12 protein-coding genes and 1 riboswitch are annotated in these 12,865 nt (G+C 33.1%); all 12 genes read right to left on the reverse strand.

All coding sequences use genetic code 11. The features are described 5' to 3' along the window. A complete protein-coding gene (locus C1Y58_RS05925) occupies positions 1 to 2,478 on the reverse strand; it encodes a polymer-forming cytoskeletal protein (RefSeq protein WP_105615094.1) in 2,478 nt (825 codons plus the stop codon). Position 2,479: 1 nt separating this feature from the next. Next, on the reverse strand, positions 2,480 to 3,301 hold the full coding sequence (locus C1Y58_RS05930; protein ID WP_105615095.1) for a type IV pilus modification PilV family protein: 822 nt from the start codon (positions 3,299 to 3,301) through the stop codon (positions 2,480 to 2,482). Further along, positions 3,298 to 4,467 (reverse strand): hypothetical protein, encoded by a 1,170-nt coding sequence (locus tag C1Y58_RS05935; RefSeq protein WP_105615096.1) that lies wholly within the window; start codon positions 4,465 to 4,467, stop codon positions 3,298 to 3,300. Before C1Y58_RS05935 ends, C1Y58_RS05930 begins: the two co-directional genes overlap by 4 nt. Beyond that, a complete protein-coding gene (locus tag C1Y58_RS05940) occupies positions 4,457 to 5,005 on the reverse strand; it encodes a PilN domain-containing protein (RefSeq protein ID WP_105615097.1) in 549 nt (182 codons plus the stop codon). The genes C1Y58_RS05935 and C1Y58_RS05940 overlap by 11 nt, the downstream gene beginning before the upstream one ends. Positions 5,006 to 5,016: 11 nt before the next feature. Next, positions 5,017 to 5,961 (reverse strand): pilus assembly protein PilM, encoded by a 945-nt coding sequence (gene pilM, locus C1Y58_RS05945; protein WP_105615098.1) that lies wholly within the window; start codon positions 5,959 to 5,961, stop codon positions 5,017 to 5,019. 11 nt (positions 5,962 to 5,972) lie between these two features. Then, the gene (locus C1Y58_RS05950) at positions 5,973 to 6,536 is read right to left on the reverse strand and encodes a prepilin-type N-terminal cleavage/methylation domain-containing protein (RefSeq protein WP_105615099.1); all 564 of its coding nucleotides are present in this window, start codon (positions 6,534 to 6,536) and stop codon (positions 5,973 to 5,975) included. A gap of 11 nt (positions 6,537 to 6,547) precedes the next feature. Beyond that, positions 6,548 to 6,937 (reverse strand): type II secretion system protein, encoded by a 390-nt coding sequence (locus tag C1Y58_RS27005; protein WP_105615100.1) that lies wholly within the window; start codon positions 6,935 to 6,937, stop codon positions 6,548 to 6,550. A 91-nt stretch (positions 6,938 to 7,028) separates the two neighbouring features. Beyond that, on the reverse strand, positions 7,029 to 7,469 hold the full coding sequence (locus tag C1Y58_RS05960; RefSeq protein ID WP_105615101.1) for a prepilin-type N-terminal cleavage/methylation domain-containing protein: 441 nt from the start codon (positions 7,467 to 7,469) through the stop codon (positions 7,029 to 7,031). Positions 7,470 to 7,638: 169 nt separating this feature from the next. Next, entirely contained in the window at positions 7,639 to 8,850 is a 1,212-nt protein-coding gene (locus C1Y58_RS05965; RefSeq protein WP_105615102.1) for a type II secretion system F family protein, read from the reverse strand. Between the two features lie 46 nt (positions 8,851 to 8,896). Next, the gene (locus C1Y58_RS05970) at positions 8,897 to 9,964 is read right to left on the reverse strand and encodes a type IV pilus twitching motility protein PilT (protein WP_242985346.1); all 1,068 of its coding nucleotides are present in this window, start codon (positions 9,962 to 9,964) and stop codon (positions 8,897 to 8,899) included. Positions 9,965 to 9,978: 14 nt separating this feature from the next. After that, positions 9,979 to 11,643 carry a GspE/PulE family protein gene (locus C1Y58_RS05975; protein WP_105615103.1) on the reverse strand — a complete coding sequence of 555 codons (1,665 nt, stop codon included), beginning with the start codon at positions 11,641 to 11,643 and terminating at the stop codon, positions 9,979 to 9,981. A gap of 225 nt (positions 11,644 to 11,868) precedes the next feature. After that, positions 11,869 to 11,951, reverse strand: a riboswitch (cyclic di-GMP riboswitch). Between the two features lie 98 nt (positions 11,952 to 12,049). Beyond that, entirely contained in the window at positions 12,050 to 12,832 is a 783-nt protein-coding gene (locus C1Y58_RS05980) for a prepilin peptidase (RefSeq protein ID WP_105615104.1), read from the reverse strand. Positions 12,833 to 12,865: the final 33 nt, after the last annotated feature.

Below are 12,865 nucleotides of genomic sequence, written 5' to 3' on the forward strand. Positions count from 1 at the left end.
TCATTCACCCCACTTCCAAGAATTTATCTTATAACGCTTTTTCTCTGTGAAATAGCCTGTAGTTGCAGTTTTATATTTGTAGATATTAGGAGTCCCATGTGTGTACTCGTTAAAGAATTCTTCTACCTCACTACTGCTGTTGAGCAACTTAGCAATGACTTGTTCATCATAGTTAAGAATAAGCTTATCAGTTCCTGAACCAGATGAGGCAATTGTAACATTACCGTCACAGATGATTGTTCCATTAAAAGATCCACTTCCTTGAATAGTTAAATCACCTTTGCAATAGATAATTCCTTTTGTATTACCTGATATTCTAACTGGTAAGGAACCATCAGTATAAATAAATTTTTTATTAGCCTCTCCACCAGGAGATAGATCTATCAACGCATCTGTTGATGAAGGCTTATAGATATAATAATCAGAAGTAACTGTGTTCATATGACTCTCTTTAACAAATTCAGTAACTGTGGTTTTACCCGACGTATCTAATAAGCCAAATTGAGTTGTTTTTTGATTATAAAAGTCTGTTACCTTTATATTCCCTATCGTCTCTTCATTCAGCGTTGCATAGGTTGTATTCAGATCTATAATTCCACCCTTTTTGTAATCAGCAGATGCATCATAAGTACCAACACCATTTTTAAAATGCGCTAATACTGCACCGGTCGAATAACCTATAACATGAGTTGGAGCATCAACATTAATAAATATATTTGTCTCTACATCCAGGTTATTATCACTATCATAGTCCAACACATTAAATTTATCTTTTAATTCACTATCATCACTAATGATACCAAAGTAATCTTCAAGGTAATAATCAAATTCACCCTGTGGAGTAACTAATGTATACCTTGGATTACTAGAATCACCTGTATCATAGACTTCTGTGAAAATTTCTGTATTATTCGATGTTATACCCTCAACTGTTCGAAAATAATGGTTCCCCGAATTTCCGTCTAATTTATCAAAAGGCATAAATGCTAAACCTGTAATGAGGTATTTGTTTAAAGTAATTTTGCCACCTTTATTAAATGAGTTATTAATAACAGTACTACTCTTTGTAGGATCTATGCCTGAGCTCCCATAAGCCCCTTCTGAGTTTAATCCTAATAATATTTTATTAATCATTAGGTTAGAGTCTCTATTAAAAGTATCCTTAGTACCATTCATGATGACATCATTGAATACCCACGCATTTTCAACTTCAAGAATTGCATTCTCAGCAGTACCTACCTTCAAATTATTACAATATACATTACCGCCTTCATCGTCTTTATTAAAATACCAAAAATCTTTATCATCCATCTCGCCAATAGAATAGGGTTTATTACCATCATCATCTTCAGGTCCAAAAGTTGATGTGACATTCTTACCGTTAACACCTTCCAAGTAATATAAGCTGTCTATAGTATCACTATATAGATGCTTTTTGTAACTCACCTCCATGGTATCTACATAGGTTTCTACATTTAACTGGCTACTATTTCCTTGCACAACTATATCCTCAGGTGTATAAACATTACCCTTTACTACCGCATTGGCTCCTGAAGAAACACTAACACCTTGACTACTATTTTCACCAACTGCGTAGAGATCACCATTGATCTCAGTTTCACCACTTGTAAAATCGATATAGTCTGAAGCAATTATAGCATTCGTCCAAACAGGATTTGTGCTAAATTGCTTATAGGATATCTCTGGAGCTACTTGGTATTGCGGGATTATTACTTGAAGTTTAAGCTTTAAAGATTCGTCTACGCCATCGCTTTTTCCTTCAACAATCAAATCTGGTTCATACATACTACGATTATCTGGACCTAGACCACGATTATCATCTAAAGTCAATGTAAAATAATCCTCAAGAGGTTTAGAACTATCCTCTAATAAATCATCTAAACGTTCTTTTGCCACCATAAAATAGATTGAGTTAAATATTTCTTGAGTATAGTCCTCTAAGAGGTCAAAGTAAGCATTTGCAGGAGCACTTGTATCAAACTCATCTTTTAATAAATCTGCTTGTTCCACTACATCTCGAATGTACTTCTCATGAAAATATGTCTGATAATTAAAATCAGTATTAAACAATTGTAAATAAGTAGCATCATCTTGTTTTGGCAACTCATAATCATATATTGTTTTCAGCAAACTACTCATATTAAAACTTTGAGTTCCTATTGATTGATCAAGTTGATTATCTGATAAATCACTTATCTTATAAAGTTCGTTGCTTATATATTCTTGCGCAAACTTTTCTGCCAATTCTAATTCCGTGTCAATATGCTTTAATATTACTTCTGACTGCTGATCTAATTCGTAAAACTCATTAGAATTTTCATTATAAGCATGGCTAATTTTAAAATGTGCTGCACTCAAAGTGATTAATACCGTTGATAAAACTACTAGTAACATCATAACCACTACTGTCATGAGGAGGGTAGAACCATTAACATCATAGCGAAATTTTTTTAACATTCTATAGCCCTCCATATTTATAATTCTGCTTAGTGATTACTTGATAAGATTCATCGTCCTTCTTAAAAAATTCTATAGAAATTGATTGTAGATTTTGGTCGCTTCCAACTTGTACATCTTCAGTGATAGTTATACCTACTCCAGGATTCGTTATAGTAAAGTTATCTTTTTGAAGCGTATGTTCCTTATCATATAACAGTATTTTTACAGGTATATCAACCTGACTCTCTATGTTCTTCATTGGTAAATCATGATCGCCTTCAATCAAGATAACTAATTCATTCCCAATAGCGCTCTTGTTAAGTAATTTTTCTTGTCCATAGATTAACTTGATTTGTGTTGAGTCAAAGTCTTCTATTATTAGAGTATTATTTATCAAATTGCTAGCACTTATATTGCAGTCTTCCTTGGTATAAGTTCCCTTTGTCTTAATTGTGGCCCCAGTTCCATTATCAATGATAATTGTACCTTTATAATACTGATGAGCTTCGTTGGTTTCCTTATACCAGTTATAATCAAAGTATTTATCATACTTAATTCCTGAATAGGTATTATCTTTCTGCCAACCTGAAGCAGCCCCTGAAGTGTTTGCACTTAAAATACTTTCAAAACTGCTTATACTTTCAGCTAAATCATAGAAACCAGCTATCTCTTCACTGATACTTAATGCACGTTCTCTTGCACTTGCTTTAGCCTCAACTTGAGCTGAGAAGATGTACATGTTTAGCAATGTACCTGTGATGATAGATAAAACAGCAAGAGAACAGACAAGTTCGACAAGGGAGATACCTCTTTCATCCTTAATTAATTTCTTTAATTTCATTTTTTGACAATCACCCTCCCACTACTTTCAACTAATCGAAAGCGTGGACTATTCTCATCATCACTTATAATAGTCAACTGAACTAAATGGTTCGTATCATTATTAAGTGTCAACAACACACCAGTTTGATCATTTTGATCAACTCGTTTTTTGGATACGACATTAATATATATGATCTCATCCTTACTACGAATCTCTGAAAATTCTCCCATATAGGTCGTTTCTCCAAACCCATAAGTATATGTATACCTATCTGCCCCCTCAGAAATGAGTATATTTGCTTCAACAACTTTGTTACCATCAACATAAACTTCAGAAGAGTTGTCACCACTCTTACTTAAACTAAATTTTGGTCCATTCTCTAAATATGTGTTAATTAGCAGAGAAAAGTCTGGATTGTATTTATTGTAACTATTCTCAGTAGGAGCGCTACCTTTGAAGTCAGTTTGAGCAAAAATACTCTCTCTATCTCCCGTATTCTTTAAAGAATTATTGATGACATTAGCCTGATCTCCATTTAAGAATCCAATATAAGTGAGATTTAGAGAGCAGTTTATCCTTCTCTCTGAACTTACCATAGAAACAGTATTAACTTTTATATGCTCTTCATGATTTTCAATTGCTTCAATAAAATCATATACCTCTTGAAAGTCTCCGTTAAGGCTCAAAGAAACACCATATTCCAAAACATAAGCATTGGGATACTTTGATAAATCTACATCTAATGTATTAGTAGTCGCACTTTTTTCTGATTTATTTTCACCGTCTAGTGATTGAATTGGCTGATAATCAGCAATAGGAAATAACTCTAAAGTGTTAAAACTATAGTTACTAATAACGACTTTACATTCTTCTTCATCACTTATTAAATCTAATAATATCTTTTCTTGATCGATACTATCCGGGAATTGCTTAGTAAAAACTTTAATCTCATCTATTAAATTATTTTTTTCTTCGTCATAGGCATCTTTTTTTTCTATATCTTCTTTTACATGTACCGATTTGGTCCGTGCTATTTCAAATTGAGATTTGGCTTGATCATGTTTCTCCATAACAGGTGTTACAATATAAGTGTAACTCAAATACATGAGTAAAACTGTGAATAGTACAACAATAAGTACTAACTCTCTAAAACTTAATTTACTTAATGCTTTGTTACGCCCCATTTGATTCACCTTCTATCTTGAATGTAAGTGAAAATGATGACTTACCTTCCTCATTTACTGTAATTGAACTAACTTCTATTTGATAAAAACTCTTATAGGTCTTCAGGTTATTGATGAGATAAGCAACACTTTCTTCATCATCAGCTTCACCAGACATTGTACAATCGCCTTGATCATTAACTGTATAGCTCAAGATAAAGACCCCTTCTGGAAATAGCAATTTTAAATCATCAAACAATGTAATCTGACTAATTGATCCATTAGCATTCTTAAGACTTTCATAGATTATCTTCAAATCTTGTAAATCTGTTATTTCTGTTTTAATTTCGTTAATTTGAGCTACTGTATTTTGATCTACTTCAATAGCTATTCTTTTTTCTTCATATGTACTGGTCTGCATAACATAAGATATATACATTATTGCTGTTATGGCAAATACAAGCAGAATGGGTAAAGCTAATAAAAAACTCTTAGTCTTATCTCTTCTTTTGGCATTTAACTTTTCTTTAATGGTATATAGTAAATTTATATCAGTCATTTAGTACCCACCTACTCTCTTATGGTACAACCAATTATATTGGCAAATGTACCTTCTTCCTTCATATAAGTATTAACTGGTATATTCGTCATTCCTTTAATAACATCACATAATGGTTTAAGGTGTGCATACTCACCGTATAATAATATCTCATCTAATATTAAATCTTTTCTATTATACTGCATGAAATCAACGAACTGATTAATAATATCTTCGAGTTCCATTACTCCTTGATTGATGTATCCCTTGAACTCATCTTCACTAATTTCAAAACGTTTATAATCTCCTTGAAGGCAAGCACTCACCTCTTCTTCAGCTAATGCAAGTTGCTTTTGCAATGTATAATCGACAAAGTTCATACCATTAATGACATATTTACTTAATAAAATCTTCTTCTTACTCGTTAACATGACATTGATGTAATTATAATTAACGTCAACTAAGATATAATGTTTGTTATACTTCTGTCGAGTAAAATACTTAACTGCGCAATTTGCTGAGATATCTACCGTTTCTGGAATCATTTTTAGCTCTCCAGCTAGCACCATATAGCTATTAATGATATCCCGAGGTACTAATACAACAATACCTGATATTTGCTCATCTATCTCCTCATAAATTTTAAAGGACATAAAATGTGTCTTAAGAATATCAGGTAATGTCTCATAAAGTTTTATTTCAATTGCTCCTCGAATCTCTGATTCACTTTTTAATTTTGGTACTATAAACTGTCTAATAATGGTTTGAGATGAGCTTAAGCAAAAGGAACATCTTTTTGCCTTTAACTTATTATCACTCAGTAGACTTCTAATTCTTGTTGATAGTTTTTGTGATTCTACAATTTCTCCATCATTAACAACATTTTCAGGTGTATCAAAAACAAATTTATGATCAGCATCATACATAAGTTTCGTCTTGTTCTGTGTGACTTCTATGTATAAATGTTTATTCCCCATAATTATTCTCCTTAATGATCGGACTTAATCGGTATTAAAATGGAATTTGATTCAAAATCCGCTGAATCATTTATATAGTATTCTACTGTCACTTTTATACTATCTGGATATGTCTCTCCATCTGGTTCTTCTTCAAACTTCAAGCTTTTAATTTTATTATCGTAAGTTAAGGAATAGGTCCTTGAAGTATCATCGAGATCAAATGAGATTTCAAAAGAATTATCACTAAACTGATGGTATACACTATTATCTTTGAAATAAATCCATTGATACTGATATAGATTATTTGAAACACTAAATTCATTCTCAGACTTAATCTCCAGAATATCATTTCCACTCTTTGTTCTTAATGCTATAGCATTGGATACATCGTTTCTCTTAATTTCGGTTGTAATGAAATTAAGAGCAAAATTTCCTTCACTTCGTCCACCTATGGCATCGCTAATATTGTGAAACTGCTGTCCACCAAAAGATATGAGTCTGAGTATCAATGTTCCAACAATTGCTATCAACGCCATGACAGTAATAAGTTCAATTAAAGTAAAACCTTTTTCATTTTTCTTTATTTTAAGCATGGTTCACCTACTTATTTTGCTTCTACTTCTATTTTGCCAAATAACCCTTCCAGGGTATATTTAAACTTATAGTCATCATTAAAATATATATTGGTCTGATTATGTAGTACTTGGAAAAATTGATATTCCTGTAGATTGGTATCATCGGTTAATTCTTTAAATCCACTAAATTCTCCTACTGTGTGCTTAACATCAGAATCATCCATATAGTATAGTTTCTCACCGTTATCTAAATAAAACTGACGTAATGCTATGTTTAGCTCTTTTTCATAAGCTTGTTTGTATTGATTTTCTTCTACTGATTTCATATCTATGTACTGCGGCATAGCGATTGATGCTAGTATTAATAAAATGGCTATAACAACCACTACCTCTACCATGGTAAAACCTTTTTCATTCATTTTCTTTCACTCCCTAAAGGGATAGTAATTTGTAATAATCCCAAATAGCAGGTAAGCCAAGGCTGTACCTTGGCTACATGTTCTTATTAAATTACTTTTTATCAACTGTTATTTCACCTTCTGAAGTAATGTCAACATCATAAGTATTTCCATTGTCAAGATGCACTTCATAACTTATAACTCCAGAAGATAGACTAAAATCCGTAACTCCCTTAATTGTGTAGGTTCCATAAGTTGTAGCATCGAAAACTAAGTCAGTAGCCGTATCTGCATCTTGACCACCAGTAATGATATCACTAGCCTCTGACCCAACTGATGGATATCCAGCTTCACCAGCATGGTACAGATTAACCATTGATAAGAATTGTCTACTATCTTGTTCTATAGCTGCTTGCTCCGCACTTGATGTAAAATTACTAAATCTAGGCACCATCACTGCCGCCAGAATTGCAATTATAGCAATAACAACTATCAATTCAATCAACGTAAACCCCTTCTCTTTTTTTAATAACTTTTTACTCCATTTTCTCATTTGTATTTACCCCTTTCAAAATATGTATATGTATTTTTTCAACCTTCGCACTCTATATTGATTGCACATCAAGCAATAGTAAGGGTAGTTATTATCGCTGACCATTTTAGCGAATGTTGATTTATATCAAGAGCATTTCGCTCTTAATAGCTTCATAATATGTATTTGACTACATTCCACTCATTGCACTTTGCATAATCTCTGTCATTGGTAACATTATAGACAATATAACGATTCCTACGATGATTGCCAAGGAAATAATCATGATGGGTTCAATTAACGTAGTAGCTCTGTTGATTGATTCCTCCACTTCATCATCGAAAAAATCTGCTGTTCTAAGTAGCATATCGTCCAGTTGACCTGTCTTTTGACCTACAGAAATCATTTCGATGAGTAGTGGCGAAAAGACTTCAACCTTTTCTAAGGCTACAGATAATTCATAACCTTTTTTGACTTCCTCTTTAGCTAATTTAAATCGCTCTTCTACAGCCGTATTACCGATAAGAGAAGAAATAATATCGATGGAATCCAACATAGATATACCACTATACAAGAGAACACCTAGACTTCTAGCGAAGCGTGTAGTAATGACTTTTTTTTGCACATTTCTAACGACTGGTATGGCTAGTTTTAGTGAATCAAAGAAGTAGCGCCCTGCTCCTTTTCTTCCCCATAGATAGAGAAGTGTTATAGTACCTCCTAATGCAATCATGATGTAAAGAAAATTCGCTTGCATGAATGCACTTACAGCCATTAGTATCACAGTGATAGCTGGCATCTCTCCCCCAAATCCAGCTAATGTATCTGCAAAAATAGGCAGTACGAAAGTAAATAACATAATTAAAACACCTAACATAAGTATCAGCAGAATGATTGGATAAATCATCGCTGATGTCACTTTGTTTTTGATCTTATTGTTCTTTTCATAGTATTCAGCCATTCGAGTAAGAATAAGATCCAAATTACCACTGATTTCCCCAACTCGCACCATGCTTCTTAAAAATTCCGGGAAAACATCATGATGTAACTCCATTGCTTCTGATAGCAAACGTCCTTTTCGTATGTCTTCATAGATTTCGGATAGGGTTTTCTTAAATTTCTTATTCTTAGTTTGTAATGCCAGTATATTAATAGCTTCTGCTATATTCACACCAGAACTAAATAATACAGCGAACTGTCGACAGAAGAGTGCTAAGTCTTTCAACTTAACAGACGACAATAATCTAATTTCTTTAGAACTATCACTGAGCACCTTATATTCAGATAGATAATAGCCTTGACTTCTGAGATGCTCTCGAAGTTCTTCCATATCTGCAGCTAGATACTCACCTTCTGTTTGTTTTCCTGCCAAATTCTTAGCAGTATATTTATATTTAATCATTTGTATCCTCCTTTAGGTATATGGACATTTCAACTCTCAATATACCCTAGTGACGAGCGAGCATGACATGAAGTTCATTTAAATCATAAGTTTGGCTTGTCATAGATCTCCTAGAAATCGTACCTTGTTTATAAAGTTCAACTAAATGTTGATTCATGGTTTGCATACCATCCATCACATTGGTCTGAATCACATTTTGAATCTGATAAACTTTGTTTTCCCTAATAAGATTGCTGATAGCAGAATTATTTTTGAGCACCTCACATGCTGCAACCATACCTGTACTATCTTGACGTGGTATCAGCTGTTGAGTGACAACTCCTCTTAATACTGTTGCTAATTGGCTCCTTATTTGGTTCTGCTGCTCATGTGGAAAAATATCTATAATACGTTCAACAGTTTGCGCTGAACTAACTGTATGCATGGTAGAAAATACCAAGTGACCGGTCTCAGCAGCAGTGATAGCAATTCTTGTAGTCTCCAGGTCACGCATTTCTCCAACAAGAATTACATCAGGGTCTTCTCGAAGTGAGGCCCTTAAGGCAGTTGCAAAATTGTTTGAATCAATCCCCATTTCACGTTGATTGACGATACTTTTCTTATGTCGATAAAGATACTCGATGGGATCTTCTATGGTAATAATGTGTTTTGCATCTCGTTTATTAATAATATCAATCAAACTTGCAAGAGTTGTAGATTTACCACTACCAGTGACCCCTGTAACAAGCACTAAGCCTGATTGATAGTTTGTCAGTTCTTTTGTGACAGGTGGAAGATTCAAGTCCTGAAAATCAGGTATCTTATAGGGTTGTATCCGAATAACCAGCGCATAACTACCTCTTTGCTTGAAAGCATTAGCTCGGTAACGTCCTAAATTCTCTCTAGAGAAAGAGAAATCGCTTTCACCCACATCTAAAAGCATATGTAAATTTCTATCATCAATACATTGCTTGATAAGTTCAAATGTATGATTAGGTGATAGTTTACCGAAATCATCTAACTGCGTTAATTCACCAAGTCGTCTAACTCTTGGGTACGTGCCAACAGATAAATGAATATCAGTAACATCCATTTCATGAGCTTTCATCAATAAATCATTTAACGTAAAATCCAAATCTATATCCTCCTCTAGACAAATACAACACGAGTCATTTCTTCAATGGATGTTTCGCCTTTTAGAACGAGTCGCTTACAACTTTCGAACAATGTATCCATACCTTCATTGACAGCTAGGTTATTGATCTCTTGGGTTGTTTTTCCTTCTGCTATAGCTGCTTTAATCTTATCACTTACATCAAGAATCTCGTGAATAGCTGATCTTCCTGTATAACCTGTCCAATTACAGATATGACAACCAATGGGCTTAAATATGGTTAGGTTTTGATCGACTTTTAGGGTTATCTTCTCCATATTCGTTGCTAAAACCTCATTTTTACAATGTGGGCATAATCGTCTTACCAGTCGTTGTGCAATAACACCTACGATCGCATCCGCTACTAGATAAGATGGAATTCCCATGTCTAATAGTCTAGTAATGGTACTTGCTGCATCATTGGTATGGATGGTAGACAATACCATATGACCAGTGATAGCCGAACGTACGGATATCTCAGCTGTTTCTTCATCACGAATCTCGCCAACCATGATAATATCTGGGTCCTGCCTGAGTATACTTCTTAAGCCTTCTGCAAAGGTTAATCCAGCTTTTGTATTTACCTGTACCTGGTTAATACCAGTAAACATATATTCTACTGGATCTTCTACTGTTACTAGATTCTTATCAACTGTATTTAATTCTTTTAACATGGCATACAGAGTGGTTGTTTTACCACTTCCTGTAGGTCCAGAAACTAGAACAATGCCATAAGGAATCCTCGTAAAACGATTGATAATTATTTTCTCTTCATCTGTAAAACCTAGATGTTCAATGGCTAATAAACTAGCGTTACGATGCAATATCCGCATGACAATTTTTTCACCAAAGGTAGTTGGTAACGCCGAAACACGTAGATCAAACTTTTTACCATCAACTTCTGTTTCAATACGTCCATCCTGTGGCACCCTTTTTTCTGCAATATTCATATCTGCCAGTAGCTTTATCCGAGTGGATATGGCAGAAAAAGATTGGATTGGTATACTCATGACCTTTGTTAATGAACCATTAATTCGATTTCTTACAAAAATCTCTTGATCAAAGGGTTCTATATGTATGTCACTAGCCTTCATGCGAATAGCTTGGGTTATTATTGAGTTAACTATCTTAACGGTTGGAGCATTAGCTATATCATCATTCTCAATAATTTCATCTACAGTGCTATTATCATCTAGTTCTTTAACTAACTCTTCAATAACTTCTTTCGAGGAACCTTCTTTGTAATATCGATCAATAGCTTCTTCAATTTCCTCATCACTACATAAGTGAATTTTGACTGATTTTCGAGTTATGAGTCTAACATCATCTCTAGCTTCCATGTTATAAGGATTAGACACAGCAATATGTAAAATGTTATTTTCCAATCTAAATGGAATGATATTGTACTTCTTTGCAACACTTTGGGGAACTAATTTAACAACAGGTTGCTTAATATCTTCTTTCTCTAATGAAACAAGTGGAACAGATAACTGTTTAGATAAGGTTTCTATAATTTCTTGATCGGTTATGTATTGCAAAGCTACCAGTGCTTTACCAATCTTGCAATTATGTATTTTTTGATAGCTTACAGCTTCCTCAAGACTTTTTTGATCGATTTTGACAGCATCTATTAATAGTTCACCTAATTTTTTTCTTTTCATAATAGTCCCACATTCTATATAATTTCTAATGAAATCAAACCTAGTTTTATCATTTGTCATGTTAAAATTATTTATATTGCTCCATTAAAACGAATTTTTACTTTCAAAACTATTTACTTAATCATTGTTTGTTACACATTTATGTCAATTATGATAATATAAGTTATTACAGATATTATTTTACATTATTTTACAAACAAATAAAAAAGTTGCAGTATTATTGAATACTGCAACCGATCGATCATAGTTAAAAACCTTAGACTCTGGTTTTGCGTCTTAGCTTTTCAGCTAATTTGCCCTTTTTTAATTAAGTTAAACATATTATAATATAATTCTCACTTTATGTAAATAGATATTAATAGATCTTGTTTTGTAGAATTTTGTAATCTAACAGGATTTCTAACAATTAAAGATAGTAATTTACTATTTGCTCACCAAAAATCAGTGCTATTAAGACACCAATGACGATAAAAGGTCCAAAGGGTATCATTGATTTTCTATCAATCTTAACAAAACTTAATAATACTACACCAACTACTCCCCCTATTACAACAGCAAACCACAAAGATATAAGTGTTAATGGCCAGCCTAAAAAGAGACCTAGAGGAATATATAACTTAATATCTCCCATACCTATTCCTGCCCGACCTTTATATATGATTAGTGATAGAATATATATAAGGATTAGTAACGATAATACCAAAACAATCGCTATAAAGCCACTAAATCGACTAAAACCTAAGTAAATACCATAATTTCCAGTAATTATATGATACCCTTGAATAACTAAGCCAATGACTAAACCAAATAAAACAACTTTATTAGGGATGATCATATGCTTTAAGTCAATGAAAAATACCACATTGAGAATACAGCACAAAGTTGCCACTGCAAAAAAATCAATACTTAAACCATAAAGATAAAAGAATAATATGAACTCAATACCTGTTAATAATTCAACTAATGGATATTGAATGGTTATATGCTTTTTGCAGAATCTACACCTGCCTTTTAATAATATATAGCTAAAAAAAGGTATCAGATCATAGAACTTCAGCTGTTTTTGGCAATGTGGACATTTAGAACGTCCATTAGCAATACTTTCTTTCGACGGGATACGATAGATACACACATTTAAAAAACTACCTATGACTAGACCCAAGATAAAAATAAATAAATATATTGTCAATCACCCTTCACGCATTTTTATTTTTAACCCTTA

The sequence above is a fragment of the Vallitalea okinawensis genome (genome assembly GCF_002964605.1).
GTDB lineage: Bacteria > Bacillota > Clostridia > Lachnospirales > PQDH01 > Vallitalea_A > Vallitalea_A okinawensis.

Bases quoted from the DNA above. Each gene is read 5' to 3' on its own strand.
- C1Y58_RS05925 (WP_105615094.1), bottom strand. From the start codon at position 2,478: ATGTTAAAAAAATTTCGCTATGATGTTAATGGTTCTACCCTCCTCATG.
- C1Y58_RS05975 (WP_105615103.1), bottom strand. From the start codon at position 11,643: ATGAAAAGAAAAAAATTAGGTGAACTATTAATAGATGCTGTCAAAATC.
- C1Y58_RS05960 (WP_105615101.1), bottom strand. From the start codon at position 7,469: ATGAGAAAATGGAGTAAAAAGTTATTAAAAAAAGAGAAGGGGTTTACG.
- pilM (WP_105615098.1), bottom strand. From the start codon at position 5,961: ATGGGGAATAAACATTTATACATAGAAGTCACACAGAACAAGACGAAA.
- C1Y58_RS27005 (WP_105615100.1), bottom strand. From the start codon at position 6,937: ATGAATGAAAAAGGTTTTACCATGGTAGAGGTAGTGGTTGTTATAGCC.
- C1Y58_RS05935 (WP_105615096.1), bottom strand. From the start codon at position 4,467: ATGGGGCGTAACAAAGCATTAAGTAAATTAAGTTTTAGAGAGTTAGTA.
- C1Y58_RS05950 (WP_105615099.1), bottom strand. From the start codon at position 6,536: ATGCTTAAAATAAAGAAAAATGAAAAAGGTTTTACTTTAATTGAACTT.
- C1Y58_RS05940 (WP_105615097.1), bottom strand. From the start codon at position 5,005: ATGACTGATATAAATTTACTATATACCATTAAAGAAAAGTTAAATGCC.
- C1Y58_RS05965 (WP_105615102.1), bottom strand. From the start codon at position 8,850: ATGATTAAATATAAATATACTGCTAAGAATTTGGCAGGAAAACAAACA.
- C1Y58_RS05930 (WP_105615095.1), bottom strand. From the start codon at position 3,301: ATGAAATTAAAGAAATTAATTAAGGATGAAAGAGGTATCTCCCTTGTC.